This window comes from Nevskia ramosa DSM 11499 (assembly GCF_000420645.1).
Classification (GTDB): domain Bacteria; phylum Pseudomonadota; class Gammaproteobacteria; order Nevskiales; family Nevskiaceae; genus Nevskia; species Nevskia ramosa.
The window spans coordinates 323,612-346,010 of record NZ_ATVI01000008.1; the positions used below are offsets into that span (position 1 = coordinate 323,612).

Below are 22,399 nucleotides of genomic sequence, written 5' to 3' on the forward strand. Positions count from 1 at the left end.
ATTCCTTTCTTCGATTCGAGTCGAAATTATGGCCATCACAACCCTCGTCATCCGGTTCTTCCAGCAGGGCGGCGCGTTCATGTATCCGATCGCGCTGGTGCTGCTGATGGTCGTCGCCGTGTCGGTCGAACGACTGGTCTTCCTGCTGCGCACCGAGCACCAGAACCGCAAGCTGCTCGCCGAACTGGCGCCGCTGATGCAGCGCGGCGATCTGCCGGCGATCGACACGCTGCTGCATCAATCGCCCGCGGCGATCGCCAAGGTGCTGGCAACGGCCTCGGCGCAGGCGCGAGTCGATCCCCGGCGCAGCGAGCTGGAGATCGCCACCGAACAGGGCTTGATGGACGTCATGCCGGCGATCGAAAGCCGTACCCATTACCTGGCCACGTTCTCGAACATGTCGACCCTGCTCGGCCTGCTCGGCACCGTGCTGGGTCTGATCGGCGCGTTCGGTGCACTCGGCGCCGCCGATCCGGCGCAGAAGGCCGATCTGCTGTCGTCCGGCGTTTCCGAGGCGATGAACTGCACCGCCTTCGGCCTGATGGTGGCGATTCCGTCGCTGTTCATCCACGCGCATATGCAGAGCCGTACCACGCAGTTGATCGACAGTCTGGAATCGGTCTGCTCGCGTTTCGTCAGCGCCGTCTGCGGCCGGCCGGCGCCGCTTGCTGCCGTGGTGGCTTGAGCGAATTCGCGATGAGCGCCGTGCCGCTGCTGCTGATCGATGACGAAGACGCCGAGGCTGCGAAGCGTCGGACCGCGCGCCGCGAGCGCCGCATCAAGCGCCAGCTGCGGCTGGGCCGCGAAGGCGAGCTGAACATCGTGTCGATGATCGATGTTTTCGCGGTGCTGGTGTTCTTCCTGCTGGTCACCGCGTCGATCACCGCTGCGCGCTTGAACGTGCTGGCGCTCGATCTGCCGGGCAAGGCGATGGCGGTCAGCAAGCCGCTGCCGCTGCCGAGCATCACCGTGCTCGATGGCGCGCTGCTCGTCGATATCGGCGATGGCCGGCCGCAGCGCTACGTCCGCAGTGCCGACGGCAAGGCGCTGGCGCTGCTGCCTGAGCGGCTGCTCGCTGCGAAACGCCGTGAGCCGAAACAGGAAGCGATCGATCTGCTGGTCGGCCCGGAAGTCACCTATGCCGATGTCGTCGCGGTGATCGATGCCATGCGCACGGCAACGCCGGCCGCCGTGCGCGCCGGTTATCCGGGCGAGCTGTTCCCGCGCATGGCCATCGGTGACGCTGCAGGTTCGGCACCATGAGTTCGAAACGCAGCCTACGCCGCGCTCAACGCACGCTGCGTAGCGGTGGTACGGCGGTGCTCAACATCGTGTCGCTGATCGATGTGTTCGCGATCCTGGTGTTCTATCTGCTGGTCAATGCCCTGAACCCGGAAGTGCTGCCGGTGCCGGCGGCACTGAAGCTGGCGGAATCGGAAGCGCGGCTGGCACCGCAACCGACCATCAGCATCGCGATCAGCGAGCACGAGATCCGCATCGATGGCCGGCTGGTCGCCAGCACCGGCGACGGCCTGGTCGGCAGCGTGGAGACGATCCGCGCCCTGCGTGCGGCGCTGCATGAGGCCGGCCAACCCGCGAAGAAGGAGATCAGCATCATCGCCGACAAGCGTCTGCCGTTCCGGGTGCTCAAGCAGGTGATGAACGCCTGTGCCGATGAGCAGTACGCGCACGTGTCGCTGGCGGTGGTCGAGAAGGTCGAGAAGTCGGAGGGCGACGGCGCGTGAGTATCGTGTCTGGATCGTCGATGGCCGATGTCGGCCTGCTGCTCGCCGAAGATCGCTATGGCTTGATCGGCGATGCCGATCGACGTTTCCGCAAGCTGCTGCTGCGCTTCGGCCTGCCGATGCTGCTGTTCGCGATCGCCGTGCCCTGGCTGCATTTCGAATTGCCGGCGCCGGAGCTGAAGCTTCCGGAGCCGACGCCGCGCAGAGTCGAGCTGTTGCCGGAGCCGGTGATCAAGCTGCCGCAGATCGAGCCGAAACCCGAACCGCCTCGTCCCCGAGCCGAGCAGCAGAAGCCGCTGCCGAAAGCCGCTGCCGCAGCGGCTGCGAGCAGTGCCGCTGCACCGAAGCCGGATGCGCGTCAGCAGGCCGCTGCTGCCGGCCTGATGCAGATGCGCGAGCAACTCGCGGCGCTCAACGATCGCAGCCTGGTGGCCGTCGATAGTCGGCAGGCGTTGATCACCGGCGCGAAGACCAGCAGCGGCAGCAGTCCGGTGCTGACTGCCGCCGCCAGCAGCAGCGGTGCAGGCGGTACGGCTGCGCGCGGCGTTGCGGGGCAGGGCACGGCCGGTGATCTTGGTGCGCGCCGCACCGGGCAAGTGCAGTCCGGCCCGACAGGCAGGGGCAGTGCTGCCGGATCGGGCACCAGCGGTCTTGGCGCGACCGGTCGCGGTGGCCGCGGGCTGGAAGATATCCAGCTCGGTTTCGATCGCAGCAAGTCCAGTTTGAACGCCATCTTCAGTCGCGCCGCGCGAGAGACGGTGGGCATGGGCGCCGGCCGCATCATCGTCTCCCTGAGCATTGCGCCGGATGGCTCGGTGAGCCGCTGCGAGCTGGTTTCAAGCAGTTTCGCCAATCCGGCGCTGGAGCAGAAGCTGCTGGCGCGCATCCGCCAGATGAACTTCGGTGCCAAGGATGTGCCGATGTTCAGCTACCCGAACTATCCAATCGATTTCCTGCCGACCTGAGATCGATCGCGGTCGAAGTGGAAACATGGCACGGCGTTTGCTCGTTTAACTTCAGGTTTCGAAGAAACCAGTTTCGATCGGCCAACGACGCCTGATCCAACAGACAACGAAGTCCATGTGCTCCGAGCGGCAATCGGAGCACATGGACTTTTTTTTTGCCCTACAGATCGAGTCCATTGGAGCCTTATGAAACATCTTTGCCGTCGCCTGATACCCGCTGTGATCGCGACCACGATGATCGCCCCGAGTGTTGTTCACGCCGCCGATGAAGTGTTGCCGTTCTACTTCGCACCCATGGGTTCCTACGTGTTCTCCGATGATGGCCGAGGCACCAAGGACGGCATCGGCGGCACCGTGGCGCTCGGTGCGCATCTGGGTCGCAATTTCGATCTCGAACTGCTGGGCAGCTACATCAAGTTCGGTTCCAAGGATCAGCAGAGCAGCATGAGCCAGGGCGCGGGTGGCGTTGGCGCCAACATCTATCTGTTTCGCACCGATGCCGGCAGCGGCCTGTTCATCCATGGCGATGTGCTCGGCAGCAGCAAGACCTATTACCACTACGGCCTCGGCTACGACCTGATGGTTGGCAAGTACTTCGGCATTCGCGCCGAAGGCCTGATCCGCAATCAGCAGTTCGAACATCACGAGCCGCAGGTCAACATCGGCCTGCGCATTCCGTTCGGCAGCAATCCGCCGAAGCAGGCGCTGCCGGCTCCGCCACCGCCGCCACCGCCTGTCGAAGTGGTTGCAGTCGAGGCACCGGCTCCGCCGCCACCACCACCACCGTGCACGCCGCCGGAAGCAGGCCAGCCGATCTCGCTGGACGGTTGCAAGAAGGGCGACAACATCGTGCTGCGCGGCGTCAACTTCGAGTTCGACAAGGCGGTGCTGACACTCAATGCCACGGTCCTTCTCGATCAGGTTGCAGTGGCACTGGCACGGCGTCCGGATATCAAGGTCGAGATCGGTGGCCATACCGATGCCAAGGGCACGGTGAAGTACAACAAGAAGCTGTCCGATGCGCGTGCAGCGTCGGTGCGCACTTACCTGATGCAGAAGGGCGTCACCGCCGAGCGCATGACCTCGGTCGGCTACGGCAAGATCGTCGCGATCGCCAGCAACGATACCGATGAGGGCCGCGCGCTGAATCGTCGTGTCGAGCTGACGGTGACCGATTCCGATCCTGCCGCCGGCGCCGTCGAATCACTGCAGCCGGGTGCGCCGCCGGAGATCACGCCGGGCGCTGAATCGGTACCTGCCGCTGCGGTACCTGCCGCTGCGGTACCCGCAGCAGCGATCGCAGCTTCTGCAGCGCCGGTCGCCGCGGCATCGGCCAAGGCCACGGTATCGATCATCGACTACGAGTACAGCCCGAAGACGGTCAACGTCGTCGCGGGCGGCACGGTCACCTGGACCAACAATGATCGCGTCACCCACACGGTTACCTTCGAAGGCGAGGACATCAAGATCAAGCAGGGTGAGTCGTATACCAAGGCTTATCCGGCTGCCGGCACCTTCGCCTACAAGTGCGGCATCCACCCGACGATGTTCGGCACGGTTGTAGCGGTTGCTCCCTGAACCTGATGGCGGAATGGAGTGATGGATACCCAGGCGGGTATCCAGCAGTTGCAGCGTTCGGATGCTGTCGCCCGCAAGGGCGGCAGCAGGCTGATTGGCATTGATGACTGCGCGGATCCCTCAGCACATGAAGGTCTATAAATTGGAAGCATCGCAGCCACCCGCTTCGCCGAAGCCTCAGCGAAGCAGCAGCCACAGTGACAAGGCGCCGTCGAGCAAGATGGCGCATCGCGGCCTGCGGGTGATGCTGGTCGATGACGATGCCTCTCGGCTGCTGATGCTCGAACAGGCATTGGTCGCCGAAGGGCACGTGATCGTCGTGCGGCTCGATACCCAGGCCGATCTGCTGGCTGGCGTCACCGTGCACCAGCCCGACGTGATCTTCATCGATGTCGATGCCCCGAGCCGTGACACGCTGGAATCGCTCGGTCAGATTCATCGCGAACGGCCCCGGCCGATCGTCTTGTTCGCAGCGCGCAGCGATGCCGAAACCGCGCACCGTGCGGTTCACGCAGGCGTCAGTGCCTATGTCGTCGACGGTCTGCATCCGACCCGGCTCAGCGCCTTGCTCGATGTTGCGATCGCCCGTTTCGAAGTGCACCAGGCACTGAGCCAGGAACTCACGGCGGCCAATGCCCGGCTCGCCGATCAGCGGGATATCGAACGCGCCAAGGGATTGCTGATGAAGCGGCGCAAGCTCGACGAAGGCGAGGCGTACGCAATGCTTCGCAAGATGGCCATGGACCGCAAGCAGCGGATCGGTGATTACGCGAGGCTGCTGCTTGCGGCCTCCGACGTGCTTTGAACGGCAGCGGGCGTCTCGTGCACAGCTCACTTGAAAAGACTTCGCTGCGGCTGGGCCTGTTGCCGCTCGCCGATGCCGCACCGCTGGTAATCGCCAAATCGCACGGCTTCTTTGCGCGCCATGGGCTCGATGTGGAGTTGAGCGTCGAACGCGCCTGGGCCGCCTTGCGTGACAAGGTTGCCGCCGGCGTGCTCGATGGCGGTCAGATGCTGGCGCCGATGCCGATCGCGGCAACGCTCGGTCTGGATGGTGTGGCGGTGCCGATGGTTACGGCGATGAACCTGAGCCTGAATGGCAACGCGATCATCGTCTCCCGCTCGCTGCACGAACGGATCGCGGAACTGGTCGAAGGGCCGGTCGATGCCGGCAACTCGGCTGCGGCGCTGGCCAGACTGATTGCGGCCGATCAGGCCCAGGGCGCGCGCCGTCTGGTGTTCGCGCACGTGTTTCCGTTCTCGGCGCACCACTATGAACTGCGCATGTGGCTGGTCAGCGCCAACATCGATCCTGACAACGACGTGCAGCTCTGCGTGGTACCGCCGTCGCAGATGGTTCAGGAACTGGAAGCGGGGCGGGTCGATGGCTATTGCGTCGGCGAGCCCTGGAACGAAGTGGCGCGTCAGCGCGGCATCGGCATGACGGTGGCCACCAAGCACGAAATCTGGAACAACAGCCCCGAAAAGGTGCTCGGCGTGACCCGTGACTGGGCATATGCCCATCCGAACACGCATCGCGCGATGGTGGCTGCCTTGATCGAGACCGCACGCTGGCTCGATCAGCCGGAGAACCGCAGCATCGCTGCCGAACAGATGATTGCCGACAGCGTGATCGACGCACCGGCATCGGCCCTGAAAGCAGCACTGGAAATGCGCACTGGCGGCATCGTGTTCCATCGTGGCGCAGCCACCTTTCCGTGGCGCTCCCATGCGGTGTGGTTCATGTTGCAGATGCTGCGCTGGCGCCAATGCTGGATGGCGCCGAACTTCAGCGATGTCGCTGCCGAGGTCTATCGCTGCGAGCTGTATCGCGAAGTCGCCGCCAGCATTGGCGAGCCTTGCCCGCGCGGTGACTACAAGACGGAAGGAGATGGCCGTGATGGTTCGGTCATGCCCTCTGCCGATGGTCGCTCGATCCGTATTGGTGCGGATGGAATGCTCGATGGTTCGATATTCGATCCGGTCGATCCGATCGGCTGGCTGAATCGACAGAAGCTGGGGCTGCCGGCAGTTGGGCAGGCTTCCTTGCTGCTGGCGAATGTCGCTCCCTGATTATTTCTGATTGTTTCTGGTTGAGGGTGGCGCTTCTCTGAACCGTTTGTCAGAAGAAATGGAGTAGTGGCAGGAAATTTACTGCTTTTCAAAGCTTTTATTGTTTTGTGGCATACGGCTTGCTTAGTTACTACAGTCATCAATAAAGATGACAACGAACATCTGGAACCAGCCAATGCTGACTGGTTCCCGGGACACCGAAGTCCACGCACAGGCAATGCAGCCTGTCCGTGGATTTTTTTTTGGCTTCGATTCGCCAGGGTTGTCTTTGTCGCTACATCGATCGTTACATCCAAAATATCAAAGGAGTCAGCATGAACGGTTACAGCAGGGGATGCGGGAAAAAAGCGGCGATTGCCTTCGCGTGCACAACGCTTGGTTTCGCCATCTCCGGTGCAGCGCAGGCCGGTATCTATGATGCCGGCAAGGTGCTCGCTACCAGCGGCGTCAACATCACTGACGGCGCAGCCGGCGGCGGTGTCACGCCATGGGCAGTCATTGCCGGTTACGAAACCAACCAGGGCATCAACGGCAGCATCCACTACACCTATGCGAACCTGCCGAACTACAGCCTGAATTCGCTCGGCGTCGCGGTCGGTTTCTACGATCGTCTGGAACTCTCGTACGCCTACGATCTGTTGCCGACCGGCAGCACGTTCAACACCGTCGGCCTGCTGACCAATACGCTGACCGGTGGTGGCCCGAACGATACCGGCATCGATCCGTTCAATACCTCGATCCGCATGGATATCTTCGGCGCCAAGCTGCGCGTGCTCGGTGAATCGATCTATGACTCGGATACGCTGATTCCGCAGGTCGCCATCGGCGGCTTCTACAAGATCAATCACAACGACGAGCTGCTGCATACCTTGCTGGCCAACAAGCGCAAGGATTTCGAAGCTTATGTCGCAGTCACCAAGATCTTTTTCCCGCTCGATCTTCTGGTCAACCTCACCGTGCGTTACACAGCTGCGAACCAGACCGGTCTGACCGGCTTCGGTGGCCCGAACAAGAACAGCCGCGAGTTCCGTCCTGAAGTGTCGTTTGCCTACCTGCTCGCCAAGAACGTGGCGATCGGTGCCGAGTACGCAGCCCACGGCAAGAACACCGATGGTCGCGGTGTGAACGTCGGCGGTATCGATACCACGGTGCTCGGCAACATCACCGGCGCGCTGAACAACATCGGTGTTGCCGGTCCGGTCGGGCAGATCGTCAACAACGCCAATGACACGCTGACCCAGCGTGAAAGCGATTGGTTCGACGTGTTCTTCGCCTACTTCCCGAACAAGAACCTGTCGTTCGTCGCTGCCTACGCCAACCTCGGAAACATCACTCTGACCCCTAAGCAGACCGGTGCGTATTTCTCGGTGCAGGCGAGCTTCTAAGGCGCCCATCCGAATCCAATCGCCCAATCTAAGTGCTGTCCTTTCAAGGAGAAGTCATCATGAAGTCGTTCAACAAATTGGTACTCGCGACGGCGCTGAGCCTGTCGTCACTATCGGCCTTCGCCGCCGGTTCGGAAACACCGGAAGGCAAGCCTCAGTCGACCTATCCGCAGATCTCGTCGGATGCCTATGAGAAGTTCGGTGGCGAATATGGTGTCGCCCGTTGGACCGAAGCCTTGTTCAAATACATCATGGCCGACAACCGGATCAACCATATCTTCGCCGCCCATGGCAAGGTCGAACGCCAGATTGCGCTCAACAAGCAACTGGTCGGCGTGATGCTCGGTGGTCCCGGTGTCGAGTACCAGGGCGCCAGCATGAGTGCTGCACACGGCGAAATGGGCATCACGCTGACGCAGTTCAACGCGGTGGTGGAAGACGCCTATCTCGCCTGCGAAGACGTGCGTACCCCGTATCACACCTGCAACCAGTTGATTGCTGCACTGGCACCGTTCAAGCGTTCCATCGTTACCCGCTGAAGGCTCTGGCCAGCTCTCAGGCGTTGCTGAAACCCGTTTGCCCGGACTCTGCCGTTTTCGGCAGCGTCCGGGCCTTTTGCAGCGCGGGATTTCTGTCAGTAGAGCCTGGCGAGCATCGAATGGAATCAAACGATCCACTTGTCTGTGGACACCACTAAAAATAAAGACCCAGAGATCATGACAAACGATAGAAACAGAGACATCCAAACATCCGTTCCGGACCTGGTCTCGGGTCAGGAACCGGTATCCCGCCGTTCGCTGCTGCGGACTGTCGGTGGCCTCTTCGCAGGCCTGATGCTCCCCTCGCTCGGCAGAGCCACTGATTTGTGGACCACCTTCCAGACGCCGACCGCGTTCCTGACCGAAGTCTTCGGCAGCACGCCGCCGCCACCCAAGGTGCTGATGCTCGATGCCGCCGCGCAGGCCAAACTCACTGCCGCGTTTGGCCGGGCTTATCCGCAGGCGCAGCTGCGCTACTGGAAAGCCGATGGTCGCAGCGCCTGGATTCTCGACGACATCGGCAAGGTCGGCTATCAGCTGACCACCTCCGGCTTCGTCGTCAAGGACGGCAGCATCGATTCCGCCCGCGTGCTGATCTACCGCGAATCACGCGGCGAGCAGATTGCCGAAGCCTCGTGGCTGAAGAAGATCACCGGCGCCAAGCTGGCCGGCGCCAAGCTCGACAAGACCGTCGATAACATTTCCGGCGCCACCCTGTCGGTGAAGATGATGGAGCGCATGGCGGCAACGGCGCTGGTGCTCGACAGCATGGCAGCGGCCTGAGGCCATGGCCGCCGAATCCGCCAGCAAGTCACGCCCGGTGCATCTGGCCCGGCGTCTCGTGCGTCGTCTGCGCAGAGTCGCTGCGCCGACCTCGGCGAAGGGCGTTGTGGCGCGGCCGAAGGTGAAACGCAGCCTGACTGCGGTGCTGCGCCAGTGGCACCAGCGCATCGGCCTCACCGCGGCGTTCTTCGTGCTCTGGCTCGGCGTCAGCGGCACCTTGCTGACGCGCAGCAACGAACTGGGCTTCGATACCGCAAGGCTGCGCTGGGATTGGCTGACGGCGATGTACGGCCTGCGCGCCGAAGCGCCGCGCATGGGCTTCGAGGCCGCGGGTCACTGGATGGCGGCGACCAAGGAAAACACCTTGCTCGATGCCAAGGAGGTATCGCCGAGGTTGCCGGCGCCGGTCGGCTTCGTGTCACTCGCCGGGCCCACCGGCACGCAGTTGTATATCGGCACGCCGGAAAGCCTGGTGATCACCACGATGGCCGGTGAGCGGATCGACGAACTGCGGCCGCCGGTGCTGCCGATCGGCGCTGTGCGCCGCATCGGCGTCACCGCTGCCGGGGCGATCGTGGTGCAGGATTTCGATGCCTACGAAAGCAGCGACGGCGGCAATACCTGGACGCCGGTGCTGCCGCAGTCGGTGACCTGGTCGGAGCCGAAGCCCTTGCCGGCCGAGCAGCGCAGCAACATCGAACAGTTCGCCCGGCCGTCGATCCTCGTCGAACAGGTGCTGATCGATCTTCACAGCGGCCGCCTGTTCGGCGTCGTCGGTGCCTGGATCATCACCCTCATCGGGGTGCTGGCGCTGATGCTGTCGATCAGTGGCGTCTGGACCTGGTGGCGCATCCGCCAGAGCCGGCGCAAGGCGGCCAACGGTGGCTGACATCATGGTCCGACCGCAGCTGCGGCATGCGCGGGACACTCAGCCCGGCGCCAATGCGGTCAGTCATTTCCTGGCCCGTCAGACCACCTATCGCCATCGCTATCTGGCGATGGGCACGACGATCACGGTGACCGTGGTGTCGAACCGCCGCTCGCGCCGCGAAGTCGACCGGGTGATGGCCGAGGTGCAGCAGGACATGATCGCCTTCGGTCGCGATGCCTGGGCCTGGGGGCCCGGTGCCTTGTCGGCGTTCAACCAGAAATTGCTGGCCGGGCGCACTGCTGCCGTGCCGCCTGTGCTGAAGGACTTGTTCGCCAAGGCCTGGGCGATCCGCGAAGCCTGTCGCGGCCGGTTCGAGCCGAGAGTCGCCGCCCTGGTGCGGCTCTGGGGTTTCGACGATCCGGCGCGGCTGCGCAGCGTGCCGCCCCAGGCGGACGATATCGAAACCTTGATCGAAGCCCTGCACGCCGCACCCGAGTACGACGGTGGCGCCAGTTACGGCCCGGCGCCGAACGTGGCCTGGGATTTCGGCGCCATCGGCAAGGGCTTCATCGTCGACCAGATGCTCGACCTGCTGGCGCGCGCCGGCTTTCCGGACGCCACCATCGATGCCGGCGGCCATGTCGGCGCGCGCGGCTACCGGGATGGCCGGCCGTGGCGGGTCGGCATCCGCGATCCTTTCGACGGCGGCGAGCAGGAGTACGTGCTGGCCAGCGTGCAGCCGGGCGAACGCTCGGTGGTCACCCATGGCGATGAGCAGCGCGCCTTCGAGCACCAAGGCCGCCGCTACTCGCATCTGCTCGATCCGCTGAGCGGCTGGCCGGCGGAAGGGCTGCGCTCGCTGACCGTGATCCATGCCGATGGCGCGATGGCCGATGCGGCCGGTGCCGCCCTGTTCGTGGCCGGCCCGCAGCACTGGCCGGCGCTGGCCCATCAGCTCGGTCTGGACCGGGTGCTGGCACTGACCAGCGATGGCGAGGCGCAGCTGACGCCGATGCTCGCCGCGGAGCTGTCCTGGAAGCGGGAAATGAAGATTCGCGTCGTCGGCTGAAGCAGGCGACCGCAAGAGCCTACTGAAGCAGCGGCGTCGCGACCGAGGTCGCGCGGCTGCTGGCCTGATCGTGCAGCTGCAGGCGATAGCTGGCCAGCACCGTGCCTTCGATATCGACGGCATCGCCGGTCTGGCCCCAGCGCTGCATCTGGCGCAGGAACCAGCGCGCATCGTCGTGGTGCGGCGACAGCATTTCGCCTGCACCAAAGATGAACTGCGGGCTGAGCAGATCGTCGTGATCGTCGCGCAGCGCGTAGCGCAGGCACTCGTCCGGTGCACCGACCAGCTTCGCATCGATCAGCATCTGCGCCGCCGCGGCGCGATTGCCTGGTTGCTCCAGCCAACGTCCGGCTTCGATCAGCGCCGCGACCAGCGCCAGATGCGCGTCCGGCTGACGTTTCGCCCAGTCGCCGGTGACGCCAAGCACTTTCTCGGCGCAGCCGGGGCGGATGGTATGGGTGGCCAGCAGGCGCTGACCGATACCTTCGACTTCGGCCGCATAGCCCCAGGGCGCGCCGACGCAGTAGCCGTCGATGCGGCCATCGCGCAGCGCGTTCAGCACCAGCGGCGGCGGCACCACGACCAGCTTCACGTCGCGATCCGGATCAATGCCGGAGTCGGCCAGCCAGTCGCGCAAGAGATAGTGGTGACTGGAGAACGGGAACACGTGGGCGAAGCTGCGCAGCGGCCGGCCAGCGGCGCGATCCTCGTCGATCACCCGCTTCAGCGCCGCACCGGTGGCGATCGGTTCCGGCGCCGGGCCGTCGAGCCGGCGATGCAGCGCGTTCGACACAGTGATCGCGTTGCCGTTGCGGCTCAGGGTCAGCGCGGTTTCGAACGGCACGCCGAGGCGGTCGACACCCAGTTGGGCAGCCAGCGGCATCGGCGCCAGCAACTGGGCGGCATCGAGCATGCCGGCGGCGAGCTTGTCGCGCAGGCCGGCCCAGGAGGCTTCGACGCTCAAGCTGACGTCCAGTCCCTGGCCGGCGAAATAGCCACATTCGCGGGCCACGAACAGCGGCGCCGCATCGGCCAGCGGCAGCAGACCCAGCTTGATGGGGGTCGGGCAGCTCACAGCAACTCTGCCGCCGCGATCAGCGAGCGGGCGATGTCGCCAAGCCGCAGATTGCGATCCATCGCCATGCGCCGCAGCGCTTCGTAGGCGGCGTTCTCGTCGATTCCCTTGCGCTTCATCAGCAGGCCCTTGGCTTTTTCGACATCGCGGCGATCGGCGAGCTTGAGCTTGGTCGAGCTCAGCTCCTCGCGCAGCGTCTGGTATTCCTGGAAGCGGGCGATCGCCACTTCGATCACCGGCGCCAGCCGTGCGGCGCTTAGGCCATCGACGACATACGCGGAGACGCCGGCCTTCATCGCCCGGCGGATGGTTTCGGCATCGGAATGCTGGGCGAAAAGCACGATCGGGCGGGGCCGGTCGCGGCTGATCTGGCCGAGTGATTCGAGGGTGTCGCGGCTGGGGCTGTCGACGTCGATCAGCACGATGTCCGGCTGCAGCAGGTCGACCGCGGCAACCAGGTCACCATCTGCCGCCAGCCGGCCCACCACCTGATGTCCAGCCGCACGCATGGCCTCGTCCAGCAGGGCGAGACGCCCGCCATCATCGTCGACCAGAACCACTCGCACGTCAGAAAACCCGCATGACCGTCAGTAAAAGGGCTGTGAGCAAAATCCGCGCCGTGAGCGGTGCGGGCGCGGATTCTGGACGTTTTCGCTGAGGTTTGCCGGCTGGTCGTTTACTCCGCCAGTTCCAGATCGGCGATCAGGCCGGCCAGGAAACGGGTCGCTTCGCCGCCGGTGACACAGCGGTGATCGAAGCTGATCGACAGCGGCAGGATCTTGGCGATCACGATCCGGCCGTTGACCGGCACCACGGCATCGCGCAGCGAACCGGCGGCGACGATCGCCACCGTCGGCGGCACGATCACAGGGGTCGCGTACTTGCCGCCGAAGCGGCCGAAGTTCGACAGCGTGATCGTGTAGCCGCGCAGTTCCTCGGGCGGCAGGCTGCGGTTGCGGGTGGCTTCCTTCATCTTCTGCAGGCCGCTGCGCAGGGATTCTTCGGAGCGCGAGGCAACGTCCTGCAGCACCGCCACGAACAGGCCGTCCGGCGTATCGACGGCAACGCCGACATGGATCTTCGCGAGCAGGCGCCGGCCGATCTCGGCCTGGTCGTACCAGGCGTTCAGCGCCGGCTCGGCCTTGACGCCGGCGACGATGGCGCGGATCAGGCGAATGGTCAGGTCCTGCTTGGTGGCAGCCGGCCAGGCGTGCAGCACCGCGTCATCGGTGACCGTTGCCGGCATCACTTCGTCGCGGCTCTGGGCCATGCTCTGCGCCATCGCCTTGCGGGCGCCGCGCAGCTTCTCCATCGGCCCGACCTCGGTCAGGATCTTGTGCACCCGCTGCACGTCCGCCGCGGTGACCATGCCGTCCGGGCCGGTCGGTGTGATGATGGTCAGATCGACATTCAGGCGATGGGCGAGGGCACGCACCGCCGGCGTCACCTTGAGGCCGGCGGCAGTGCCGACCGTCGTCGCTTTCTCGGCGACCACGTCATTGCTGCTGCGCATCGCACCGACCACGGTGCCGGTATCGGTGATCGCGCCGCTGCGGGCGCCGCCGGTGTCGGGGGCTGGTGTCGCCACCGGCGTGTCGGTGGCTGGCGCGGTCTGGGTGGCCGGGGTTTCGCCGCCCTCGAACTCGACCAGCGGCTTGCCGACATCCATCGTGTCGCCGACCGCGCCGTACAGCTTCTTGATCACACCGGTCTGCGGGCTCGGCACCTCGACCACCGCCTTGGCGGTTTCGACCGCAACCAGCGGCTGATCGACCGCCACCTTGTCGCCCACCTTGACGTGCCACTCGCGGATATCCGCTTCCTGCAGGCCTTCGCCGAGGTCGGGCAGCTTGAAAATACTCATTGATTGGAACTCCTTTGGGCGCCTACTTGGGCGCCATCTCGAACAACTTGCGCACTTCGCGCAGGATGCGATCGGTATCGGGGATGTAGCTGCGCTCCAGCTGCGCCAGCGGCATCACGGTGTCGTAGCCGGCCACCCGCATCACCGGCGCAAACAGGCTCAGCAGACCGTGCTCGGCGAGATTCGCCGCCACTTCCGAAGCCCAGCCGCCGGCCCGTGGCGACTCCGACACGATCACGCAGCGGCCGGTCTTGGCGACACTGTCGAGGATGGTGTCGATATCGAGCGGCTTCAGCGTGGCGATGTCGATCACTTCGGCGCTGATGCCTTCCTCGGCGAGCTGATCGGCGACCAGCCGGGTGTCGTGCATCATCGCGCCCCAGCTGACCAGGGTCAGATCGCTGCCTTCGCGGTCGATGAAGCAGCTGTCCAGCGGCAGCGCTTCGCCATCGTCCTCGACCGGCTGCTTGAACAGCCGATAGAGCCGCGTCGGTTCGAGAAAGATCACCGGGTCCGGATCGCGGATCGCCGCCAGCAGCAGGCCGTAGGCACGGGCCGGGCTCGACGGGCAGACCACTCTCAGGCCGGGCATCTGCGCGAAGGTGGTTTCCAGCGATTCCGAATGATGCTCCGGCGCATGGATGCCGCCGCTGTTCGGCGCGCGGATCACCAGCGGGCAGGACAGCCGGCCGCGGGTGCGATTTCGGTAGCGCGCCGCGTGGTTCACTACCTGGTCGACGCAGGGATAGAGGAAGCCGGAGAACTGGATTTCGGCCACTGCCTTGATGCCCTGCGTGCTCAGGCCGATCGCCATCGCCGCGACCAGGGTTTCGGCCAGCGGCGTGTCGATGACCCGACCTTCGCCGAATTCGTCGAGCAGGCCCAGAGTGGCGCGAAACACGCCGCCGTTGCGGCCGATGTCCTCGCCCAGCACGACCACATCCGGGTCCCGACGCATCTCGCTGGCCATTGCGAGATTCACGGCTTCAATCAAAGTGATGTTAGGCATTAGTGGGCTCCGTGCACGGGACCACGCGCAGCCACCTCATCCCGCTGCCACTCCAAGGCCTTGGGCAAGCTCGCGTACAGATGATCGAACATCGATTCCGGCGCCGCCGGCTTCAGCTTCAGGAATTCCTGTGACGCCGCTTCCGCAGCCGCGGTGCCTTCGGCGACCAGGGCGTCTTCATCCGCCTGATTCCAGAAACCCTGGGCCTCGATGTAGGCCTTGAAGCGCTTCACCGGGCAGCGTTCCCAGGCCGCTGTGACCTCGGCTTCGGGGCGATAGCGGCGGGCGTCATCGGCGGTGGTGTGATCGTGCAGGCGATAGGTCAGCGCCTCGACCAGGCTTGGCCCTTCGCCGTTGCGGGCCCGTTCGATCGCGGCGGACAGCACCGCGCGCGTCGCGATCACATCGTTGCCGTCGACCTGTTCGCCGTTGATGCCGCCGGCCAGGCCCTTCTGGGCGAAGGTCTGGGCGCCGGTCTGGCGGTGGCTGGGCATCGAGATCGCCCAGCCGTTGTTGCTGATCAGAAACACGATCGGCAGATTCCAGACTTTCGCCGAGCTGACCGCCTCGTAGAAATCGCCCTTGGAAGTGGCGCCGTCGCCGCAGGAGGCGAGCACCACGCGCTTCTCGCCGCGCAGCTTCATTGCGTAGGCGACACCGATCGCATGCGGCACCTGGGTGGCGATCGGTACCGACAGCGGAAAGTCGTGATGGGCCGGCGTGCCGGCCGGATAATCCATGCCGCGTTCGTCGCCACCCCAGTACTGCAGGATGCTGCGCATCGGCACGCCGCGCGCGAACTGCGCGGCGTACTCGCGGTAGCCGGGGATGAAGACATCGTCGTCGGCCAGGGTATGGCCGATCGCGACACCGATCGCTTCCTGGCCGAGCACGGCCGCATAGGTGCCGAGCTGGCCGGTGCGCTGCAGCGCCACGGCCTTCTTGTCGAACAATCGGGTGCGTAGCATCAGCGCGTACATCGCCCGCGCCTGCTCGCGATCCTTGGCGAAAGCGGGTGGATCGGCGATCAGGCTGCCATCGGGGTTCAGGTATTGGGTTCGGAAAATCTCGTAGGTGGCGATCCGGGTTGTCGCCTTGCTGTCTTGGTTCAAGGGCTTCACCGCGTTGGGGGTGCGAGCGCGGCCCTGAAGACAGGACCGCGACTCAACGATGCCCGACGGTAGCACGCGAATTTGGCGACTTGAATTCGCGCAGCGCAGCAATCCTGACGGATACAGGCTGCGCTTTTTTTTGGTGAACGGACGGCCCGGCACGAACAGATTCCGGATTGATGCCGGATACGGAACGCCTGTTACAGCCGGCTGTCTAGGCGTCACCCATCCCGCCGCATGGTGCGGATTTTCGTCTGATGTCCCGAGTCGATGGCATGAACCAGCCCACCGCATCGATCCATCGCCGCCTGCTTCCCAACATCTGGGACTTGCTGGTGCTGCTGATCGCCGTCGGCGTGCTGGTGGCGCTGGCCGATGGCGCTCGCGAGGCCATTCACGAATCGCTGGCGCAACTGGAGCAGGCGCCGCTGTCTCTCGATCCCTGGCAGCTGCCCGAGTACGCGCTGCGCACCACCTTGCGGATGCTGATCGCGCTGGCGCTGTCGCTGCTGTTCACCTTGATCTACGGCACGCTCGCCGCCAAGAGCCGGCGCGCCGAGCTGCTGCTGGTGCCGACGCTGGACATCCTGCAGTCGGTGCCGATCCTCGGCTTCCTGTCGTTCACGGTGGCCGGCTTTCTGGCGCTGTTTCCGGGCAGTGCACTAGGTGCGGAATGCGCGGCGATCTTCGCGATCTTCACCAGCCAGGCCTGGAACATGACTTTCAGCTTCTATCAGTCGCTGCGCGGCGTGCCGCGCGATCTGATCGAAGTGTCGAAGGGTTTCCAGCTGTCGGCCTGGCAGCGCTTCTGGCGGCTGGAAGTGCCGTATGCCACGCCGAGCCTGGTCTGGAACATGATGATGTCGATGTCCGGCGGCTGGTTCTTCGTGGTGGCGGCCGAAGCGATCACCGTCGGCAACCAGACGCTGACCTTGCCCGGCATCGGCTCCTACGTGGCGGCCGCCATCGTCCAGAAAGACCTGAGCGCGATCGCCTGGGCACTGCTGGCGATGCTGCTGGTGATCGTCGCCTATGACCAGCTGCTGTTCCGGCCGATCGTCGCCTGGGCGGACAAGTTCCGCCTCGACCAGACCGCCGGCCAGCACAGCCCGCGCAGCTGGCTGCTGGAATGGATGCGCCGCACCCGCGCCGTCGCCAGCCTGCTGAGCCCGCTGCGCAGGGGCTGGCTCTGGCTGCGGACGCGGCGGCTCGATGTTCGCAGCGAGCGGTTGCCGCTGCCGACTATCTCCGTGAAGACCAACCGCTGGATCGACCGGCTGTGGCTGGCCGCGGTGATCGCCGGGGCGCTGTATTCGCTGTGGGCGATCGTCGCCTATGCCTCGATGACCCTGGCGCTGGGCGATGCCTTCACCGCACTCGGGTTCGGCTTCATCACCTTCGCGAGAGTGCTGCTGCTGGTGGCGCTGACCAGCCTGGTCTGGGTACCGATCGGTGTGTGGATCGGCCTGCATCCGCGCTGGGCCGATCGTGTGCAACCGGTGGCCCAGTTCCTGGCGGCGTTCCCGGCCAATCTGATGTTTCCGGTGGCGGTGGTCGGCATCGTCCACTTCAATGCCCATCCGGATATCTGGCTCAGCCCGCTGATGGTGCTCGGCACCCAGTGGTACATCCTGTTCAACGTCATTGCCGGCGCGCGCGCCATTCCCAACGATCTGCTCGAAGCCGCGGCCAATCTGCGCCTGAGCCGCTGGCTGTGGTGGCGCAAGTTCATCCTGCCGGCGATCTTCCCGGCCTATCTCACCGGTGCGGTGACTGCCACCGGCGGTTCGTGGAACGCCAGCATCGTTGCCGAGTACGTCAGCTGGGGGAATACCCAACTGACCGCCCATGGCCTGGGCGCCTACATCGCCAAGGCCACCGAAGCCGGTGATTTTCCGCGCATCGTGCTCGGCGTCACCACCATGTCGATGTTCGTGATTCTCTGCAATCGCCTGCTCTGGCGCCCGCTGTACCGCTACGCCGAACAGCGTCTGCGGATCGATTAGGACCGACTCATGAACCTGTCTGCCGACTCAATCCTGCTCGACCTGAGCGACGTCTGCCAGCACTACGAGAAGGGCCGCGACACCGCGCTGGTGGTGCTCGACAAGGTCGATCTGCGCCTGCGGCGCGGCGAGATCGTCGGCTTGCTCGGCCGTTCCGGCTCCGGCAAATCGACCCTGCTGCGGATCGCGGCGGGCCTGATCCGTCCGAGCAGCGGCCGCGTGCAATGCAATGGCCGGCCGATCACCGGGCCGGTCAGCGAAGTTGCGATGGTGTTCCAGAGCTTCGCGCTGTTTCCGTGGCTCACCGTGCTCGAGAACGTCGAGCTGGGGCTGGAAGCGCTGGGCATCGATCCGGCCGCGCGCCACAAGCGCAGCCTCGCGGCGATTCAGCTGATCGGCTTGCGCGGCTTCGAATCGGCCTATCCGCGCGAACTGTCCGGCGGCATGCGCCAGCGGGTCGGCTTTGCCCGGGCGCTGGTCGTCCATCCGCAGATCCTGCTGATGGACGAGCCGTTCTCGGCACTCGACGTGCTGACCGCCGAAACCCTGCGCACCGATCTGCTCGATCTCTGGGGCGAGGGCCAGCTGCCGATCAAGTCGATCCTGATGGTCACCCACAACATCGAGGAAGCGGTGCTGATGTGCGATCGCATCCTGATCTTCTCGTCCAACCCCGGCCGGGTCATCGGCGAGATCACCGTGTCGCTGCCGCAGCCGCGCAGCCGCCAGGACCCGAGCTTCCGTCGCCTGGTCGACGACATCTACACGCGGATGACCGCGCGCAGCGATGCCCGCAGCAACACCCGCAGCGAACTGTTCCCGGGCACCGGCATCGGCACCGTGCTGCCGCAGATTTCCACCAACCTGCTGTCAGGCTTCATCGAGGCACTGGCGGCGGCGCCGTACAGCGGTCGTGCGGATCTGCCGGCGCTCGCCGAAGCGCTGCAGATGCCCTCCGATGAATTGCTGCCGATTGCCGAAACCCTGCAACTGCTGCGCTTCGCCGAGCTGGCCGAAGGCGACATCGCGCTCAGCGAGCGCGGCCAGCGCTTCGCGGTCGGCGATCCGCAGGTGCGGCAGCAGTTGTTCAGGGAGCATCTGATCAGCTACGTCGCGCTGGCCGCACATATCCATCGCGTGCTCGACGATCGGCCCAGCCATGTCGCGCCGGCGCTGCGCTTTCAGGAAGAGCTGCAGGACTACATGTCGGCCAAGTTTGCCGATACCACCCTGAAAGCGGTCATCGGCTGGGCGCGCTACGCCAACCTCTTCGACTACGACGAGCAGACCGAGATGTTTGCGCTGGAGTCGGTGACGACCTAGCGGTCACTTTTCGCCGCGCCAGCCGCGCAGCCGCCAGACGTGAAAATCGAGCGCGTAGTCGCTATGAATCTGGATGTGGATCGGCTCGATCTCGGTGATCTCTTCGAAGCGGCCGGCGGTGTTGTCGGGCAGTGCCGCTTCGCGTGACACGAAGACGAAGTCGCGGCCTTCGAGCCCGGTCATCGTTGTCGACATCGCGTAGTAGTCGTCGGCCTTGTGCGCCGGGTTCCACTTGAGCACCGCGGCGCCTGCCGGGCCGGCGTAGTAGCGCGCTTCGGCAATCAGATCGCGAGCATCGCCGAGCAGGATGCTGCCCGGAACTGCCGCCTGCCGTGCGGCCAGCGCTTCGCCGTACTCGCGCCACCCACGGACGCGCTTGTTCAGCACGTCGTTCTTCCGATTCAGTTCGATGCCGGCGACCTGCGCCAGCGCATCGAAGTGATAAGCGATGACGGTGACGATCAGGTTCAGCGCCAGTGCCGCGATCAGCAGCTTCATCCGCTGCGTCTCGACCAGCCTGGCAACGACGAAGATGGTGCCACCGACATAGGCCATCGCCGCCCAGTTGGCATTGGCGCGGCCGATCAGCGATTGCGCGGTGATCGCGCCGAGAAACGGCAACGCGAAGCAGGCGAGCAGGCGATAGCGCTCGTCCCGTATCCAGCCGCGCACCGCCGCGAGCTGCACCAGCCAGGCGATGAACAGCACCGGGCCGAGAATGCCGAGCTGGCCGGCGATGAAGTCGCCGAAGGATTTCCAGTTCAGGCCGTGCTGCCCGCCGCCTTCGAGGCCGGAAATCTGCGCCGTGTGCCCCAAGGTCGGCCAGCCGTTCTGCGCGTTCCAGATCAGGTTCGGCGCGAATACCAGCGCGGCGAGCGCTGCGGTGACGTAGAGCTTGGGGCTGCGGAAATACCGGCGCAGCCCTGGCGTGATCGCCAGATGCAGCAGCACTGAGATGGCGAAGATCGCCATCGTGTACTTGGTCAGCAGACCGAGGCCGCTGGCGATGCCGGCGACCAGCCACCAGCCCCAGGCATCGCTGTCGAGCGCTTTCAGATAGGCCATGAGTGCTGCCGCCCAGCACAGGAACAGCGGCACGTCGGTGGAGATGATGACGCTCGACAGCGCCACGCCGGGCAGGGTGATGAAGACGATTGCCGCCCAGAACGCGGTACGGGCATCGAACAGCCGCCGGGTGATCGCCCAGATCAGCACGGTGGTGAATGGGTACAGCAGCAGCGCGCCGGACTTCACGCAGAGTTCGCCGTCACCGCAGACCGACGTGGTCGCCGCGATCACCGCCGCGATCATCGGCGGCTTCGAGAAATAACCCCAGGCCAGCGCCTGCGACCAGGTCCAGTACTGCGCTTCATCGACATACAGATCGAGGCCGCTGGCGGCGATCGCCAGCGCGCGCCAGGCGGTCAGCAGGGCGATGATCGCGAACAAGGGCAGCAGGCCGCTGCGGTCGTCGGGACGGGCGGGCAGCGGGATCGGGGAAGCGGCCAAGGCGGGTTCGGCTCAGATGAAGTGCGGGGCATTCTAGCGAGGCGCTGTGGTCTAATTCGCGCCATGACCCTGATTGACCTTGTTTGGCAGCCAAAGGCCGCCACGTCTGCCGTACCCGCCATCAACGCTGGATGGCCATCGTGATCGGTGACCGCTACGAACTGCTGCTTGGCCTGCGCTACACCCGCGCCAAGCGCCGCAACCACTTCATCTCCTTCATCTCGCTGGCCTCGATGCTCGGCATCGGCCTCGGCGTGGCGACGCTGATCGTGGTGCTGTCGGTGATGAACGGCTTCGAGAGCGAGCTGCGCAGCCGCATTCTCGGCATGGCTTCGCACGCGACGATTTCCGGTAACAGTGAAGGCCTGCCGGACTGGAGTGGTGTGGCCGCGATGGCCTCGCAGAACCCGGATGTCGCGGCCACCGCGCCATACATCGAAGGCGAGGCGCTGGTGAAGGTCGGCAGCGAAATCTCCGGCACGGTGATCCGCGGCGTGCTGCCCGGTGAGGAAGCCAAGGTCTCCGAGATCGGCAAGCACATGGCCAGCGGCGCGCTCGACGATCTGAAGGGCGGCGACTACAACATCGTGCTCGGCTACGAACTGGCGCAGCAGCTCAATGTGGCGGTCGGCGACAAGGTCGACCTGATGATTCCGCAGCTCAGCGTCACTCCGGCCGGCGTGCTGCCGCGCTTCCGGCGCTTCAATGTCGTCGGCGTGTTCCGCATAGGCATGTACGAGTTCGATCGCGGCCTGGTGCTGGTCCATCTCGACGATGCCGCCGCGCTCTACCGGATGGGCAGCAACGTCACCGGCGTGCGCCTGAAGCTGAACGATCTGTTCCAGGCGCCGCGAGTCGCCCGCGAGATCGCCCAGATGACGCCCGGCGCCTACTTCGTTTCGGACTGGACCCGCAGCCACGCCAACTTCTTCCGCGCCGTGGCCACCGAAAAGACCGTGATGTTCCTGATCCTGTCGCTGCTGGTGGGGATTGCCGCGTTCAACATCGTGTCGACCCTGGTGATGGTGGTGCAGGACAAGCAGGCCGACATCGCGATCCTGCGCACCCTGGGTGCGACGCCGCGCTCGATCATGGCGGTGTTCATGGTCCAGGGCTCGGTGATCGGCGTGATCGGCACCATCATCGGCGTCAGCCTCGGCGTGCTGCTGGCGCTCAATGTGCAGACGCTCGTTCCGCTGCTGGAAGCGGCAACCGGCCGCCAGTTCCTGTCACCGGACATCTACTACATCAGCGATCTGCCCTCGGACCTGAAGCTGGCCGACGTGCTGCAGATCAGCCTGCTGTCGCTGGCGCTCGGGCTGGTGTCGACGCTCTATCCGGCCTGGCGGGCTTCGCGGGTGCAGCCTGCTGAAGCTTTGAGGTACGAATGAATCCGCGAGCCACCGAGCAGGAGGCCCCGCGGCTTCATCGCGGGGATACGAGCAAGGCGAGACGGAGCGCCAAGGTGCACGAGCTAGCCATGAGTGGAGATT

21 protein-coding genes are annotated in these 22,399 nt (G+C 65.0%); 15 read left to right on the top strand and 6 right to left on the bottom strand.

Annotation, left to right across the window (positions count from 1 at the left end; genetic code table 11):
- Positions 1 to 28: 28 nt before the first annotated feature.
- The 12 genes from G513_RS23300 to G513_RS0115080 all read left to right on the top strand — a co-directional run bounded on the left by G513_RS23300 (position 29) and on the right by G513_RS0115080 (position 11,008).
- The gene (locus G513_RS23300; RefSeq protein ID WP_022977677.1) at positions 29 to 685 is read left to right on the top strand and encodes a MotA/TolQ/ExbB proton channel family protein; all 657 of its coding nucleotides are present in this window, start codon (positions 29 to 31) and stop codon (positions 683 to 685) included.
- A gap of 11 nt (positions 686 to 696) precedes the next feature.
- Positions 697 to 1,263 carry an ExbD/TolR family protein gene (locus tag G513_RS0115030; RefSeq protein ID WP_022977678.1) on the top strand — a complete coding sequence of 189 codons (567 nt, stop codon included), beginning with the start codon at positions 697 to 699 and terminating at the stop codon, positions 1,261 to 1,263.
- Positions 1,260 to 1,745 (top strand): ExbD/TolR family protein, encoded by a 486-nt coding sequence (locus tag G513_RS23305; RefSeq protein ID WP_022977679.1) that lies wholly within the window; start codon positions 1,260 to 1,262, stop codon positions 1,743 to 1,745. The genes G513_RS0115030 and G513_RS23305 overlap by 4 nt, the downstream gene beginning before the upstream one ends.
- Complete coding sequence (locus tag G513_RS0115040; RefSeq protein WP_022977680.1) at positions 1,742 to 2,710, top strand: hypothetical protein; 969 nt, start codon at positions 1,742 to 1,744, stop codon at positions 2,708 to 2,710. The genes G513_RS23305 and G513_RS0115040 overlap by 4 nt, the downstream gene beginning before the upstream one ends.
- A 234-nt stretch (positions 2,711 to 2,944) precedes the next feature.
- Entirely contained in the window at positions 2,945 to 4,288 is a 1,344-nt protein-coding gene (locus G513_RS25060; RefSeq protein WP_245563129.1) for an OmpA family protein, read from the top strand.
- A gap of 127 nt (positions 4,289 to 4,415) precedes the next feature.
- The gene (locus tag G513_RS0115050; RefSeq protein WP_022977682.1) at positions 4,416 to 5,093 is read left to right on the top strand and encodes an ANTAR domain-containing response regulator; all 678 of its coding nucleotides are present in this window, start codon (positions 4,416 to 4,418) and stop codon (positions 5,091 to 5,093) included.
- A 17-nt stretch (positions 5,094 to 5,110) separates the two neighbouring features.
- Positions 5,111 to 6,361, top strand: coding sequence for a CmpA/NrtA family ABC transporter substrate-binding protein (locus tag G513_RS23315; RefSeq protein ID WP_022977683.1), 1,251 nt, complete (start codon positions 5,111 to 5,113; stop codon positions 6,359 to 6,361).
- Between the two features lie 314 nt (positions 6,362 to 6,675).
- Positions 6,676 to 7,746, top strand: a complete 1,071-nt coding sequence (locus G513_RS0115060; RefSeq protein ID WP_051144446.1) for a DUF3034 family protein — start codon at positions 6,676 to 6,678, stop codon at positions 7,744 to 7,746.
- A 59-nt stretch (positions 7,747 to 7,805) separates the two neighbouring features.
- A complete protein-coding gene (locus G513_RS0115065; RefSeq protein WP_022977685.1) occupies positions 7,806 to 8,285 on the top strand; it encodes a group I truncated hemoglobin in 480 nt (159 codons plus the stop codon).
- 294 nt (positions 8,286 to 8,579) lie between these two features.
- On the top strand, positions 8,580 to 9,068 hold the full coding sequence (locus tag G513_RS23320; RefSeq protein WP_245563130.1) for an FMN-binding protein: 489 nt from the start codon (positions 8,580 to 8,582) through the stop codon (positions 9,066 to 9,068).
- Positions 9,069 to 9,072: 4 nt separating this feature from the next.
- Positions 9,073 to 9,957, top strand: coding sequence for a PepSY-associated TM helix domain-containing protein (locus tag G513_RS0115075; RefSeq protein ID WP_022977687.1), 885 nt, complete (start codon positions 9,073 to 9,075; stop codon positions 9,955 to 9,957).
- Between the two features lie 4 nt (positions 9,958 to 9,961).
- Complete coding sequence (locus G513_RS0115080; RefSeq protein ID WP_084711567.1) at positions 9,962 to 11,008, top strand: FAD:protein FMN transferase; 1,047 nt, start codon at positions 9,962 to 9,964, stop codon at positions 11,006 to 11,008.
- 19 nt (positions 11,009 to 11,027) lie between these two features.
- Here G513_RS0115080 and G513_RS23325 read toward each other — a convergent pair whose 3' ends face one another.
- The 5 genes from G513_RS23325 to pdhA all read right to left on the bottom strand — a co-directional run bounded on the left by G513_RS23325 (position 11,028) and on the right by pdhA (position 16,068).
- Complete coding sequence (locus tag G513_RS23325) at positions 11,028 to 12,083, bottom strand: CmpA/NrtA family ABC transporter substrate-binding protein (RefSeq protein ID WP_022977689.1); 1,056 nt, start codon at positions 12,081 to 12,083, stop codon at positions 11,028 to 11,030.
- A complete protein-coding gene (locus G513_RS0115090) occupies positions 12,080 to 12,649 on the bottom strand; it encodes an ANTAR domain-containing response regulator (protein WP_022977690.1) in 570 nt (189 codons plus the stop codon). The genes G513_RS23325 and G513_RS0115090 overlap by 4 nt, the downstream gene beginning before the upstream one ends.
- A gap of 110 nt (positions 12,650 to 12,759) precedes the next feature.
- Positions 12,760 to 13,947, bottom strand: a complete 1,188-nt coding sequence (locus G513_RS0115095) for a dihydrolipoamide acetyltransferase family protein (protein WP_022977691.1) — start codon at positions 13,945 to 13,947, stop codon at positions 12,760 to 12,762.
- Positions 13,948 to 13,969: 22 nt separating this feature from the next.
- Entirely contained in the window at positions 13,970 to 14,956 is a 987-nt protein-coding gene (locus G513_RS0115100) for an alpha-ketoacid dehydrogenase subunit beta (RefSeq protein WP_022977692.1), read from the bottom strand.
- Entirely contained in the window at positions 14,956 to 16,068 is a 1,113-nt protein-coding gene (gene pdhA, locus G513_RS0115105; protein ID WP_022977693.1) for a pyruvate dehydrogenase (acetyl-transferring) E1 component subunit alpha, read from the bottom strand. Before pdhA ends, G513_RS0115100 begins: the two co-directional genes overlap by 1 nt.
- A gap of 275 nt (positions 16,069 to 16,343) precedes the next feature.
- Between pdhA and G513_RS0115110 the strand changes: the two genes are divergently transcribed.
- The gene (locus G513_RS0115110) at positions 16,344 to 18,074 is read left to right on the top strand and encodes an ABC transporter permease (protein ID WP_028475600.1); all 1,731 of its coding nucleotides are present in this window, start codon (positions 16,344 to 16,346) and stop codon (positions 18,072 to 18,074) included.
- Between the two features lie 9 nt (positions 18,075 to 18,083).
- Positions 18,084 to 19,397: an ABC transporter ATP-binding protein gene (locus tag G513_RS0115115; RefSeq protein ID WP_022977695.1), complete on the top strand. Its 1,314-nt coding sequence runs from the start codon at positions 18,084 to 18,086 to the stop codon at positions 19,395 to 19,397.
- Positions 19,398 to 19,400: 3 nt separating this feature from the next.
- Here G513_RS0115115 and G513_RS23330 read toward each other — a convergent pair whose 3' ends face one another.
- Positions 19,401 to 20,906 carry a glycosyltransferase family 39 protein gene (locus G513_RS23330; RefSeq protein WP_022977696.1) on the bottom strand — a complete coding sequence of 502 codons (1,506 nt, stop codon included), beginning with the start codon at positions 20,904 to 20,906 and terminating at the stop codon, positions 19,401 to 19,403.
- A 131-nt stretch (positions 20,907 to 21,037) separates the two neighbouring features.
- Here G513_RS23330 and G513_RS0115125 point away from each other — a divergent pair, with 131 nt between their 5' ends.
- A complete protein-coding gene (locus tag G513_RS0115125; protein ID WP_022977697.1) occupies positions 21,038 to 22,297 on the top strand; it encodes a lipoprotein-releasing ABC transporter permease subunit in 1,260 nt (419 codons plus the stop codon).
- Positions 22,298 to 22,399: the final 102 nt, after the last annotated feature.

Excerpts from the sequence above, each read along its gene's own strand:
- G513_RS23300 (WP_022977677.1), top strand. The coding sequence starts at position 29 with ATGGCCATCACAACCCTCGTCATCCGGTTCTTCCAGCAGGGCGGCGCG.
- G513_RS0115030 (WP_022977678.1), top strand. The coding sequence starts at position 697 with ATGAGCGCCGTGCCGCTGCTGCTGATCGATGACGAAGACGCCGAGGCT.
- G513_RS23305 (WP_022977679.1), top strand. The coding sequence starts at position 1,260 with ATGAGTTCGAAACGCAGCCTACGCCGCGCTCAACGCACGCTGCGTAGC.
- G513_RS25060 (WP_245563129.1), top strand. The coding sequence starts at position 2,945 with ATGATCGCCCCGAGTGTTGTTCACGCCGCCGATGAAGTGTTGCCGTTC.
- G513_RS0115050 (WP_022977682.1), top strand. The coding sequence starts at position 4,416 with ATGAAGGTCTATAAATTGGAAGCATCGCAGCCACCCGCTTCGCCGAAG.
- G513_RS0115060 (WP_051144446.1), top strand. The coding sequence starts at position 6,676 with ATGAACGGTTACAGCAGGGGATGCGGGAAAAAAGCGGCGATTGCCTTC.
- G513_RS0115065 (WP_022977685.1), top strand. The coding sequence starts at position 7,806 with ATGAAGTCGTTCAACAAATTGGTACTCGCGACGGCGCTGAGCCTGTCG.
- G513_RS23320 (WP_245563130.1), top strand. The coding sequence starts at position 8,580 with ATGCTCCCCTCGCTCGGCAGAGCCACTGATTTGTGGACCACCTTCCAG.
- G513_RS0115075 (WP_022977687.1), top strand. The coding sequence starts at position 9,073 with ATGGCCGCCGAATCCGCCAGCAAGTCACGCCCGGTGCATCTGGCCCGG.
- G513_RS0115080 (WP_084711567.1), top strand. The coding sequence starts at position 9,962 with ATGGTCCGACCGCAGCTGCGGCATGCGCGGGACACTCAGCCCGGCGCC.
- G513_RS0115095 (WP_022977691.1), bottom strand. The coding sequence starts at position 13,947 with ATGAGTATTTTCAAGCTGCCCGACCTCGGCGAAGGCCTGCAGGAAGCG.
- G513_RS0115100 (WP_022977692.1), bottom strand. The coding sequence starts at position 14,956 with ATGCCTAACATCACTTTGATTGAAGCCGTGAATCTCGCAATGGCCAGC.
- G513_RS0115110 (WP_028475600.1), top strand. The coding sequence starts at position 16,344 with ATGAACCAGCCCACCGCATCGATCCATCGCCGCCTGCTTCCCAACATC.
- G513_RS0115115 (WP_022977695.1), top strand. The coding sequence starts at position 18,084 with ATGAACCTGTCTGCCGACTCAATCCTGCTCGACCTGAGCGACGTCTGC.
- G513_RS0115125 (WP_022977697.1), top strand. The coding sequence starts at position 21,038 with ATGGCCATCGTGATCGGTGACCGCTACGAACTGCTGCTTGGCCTGCGC.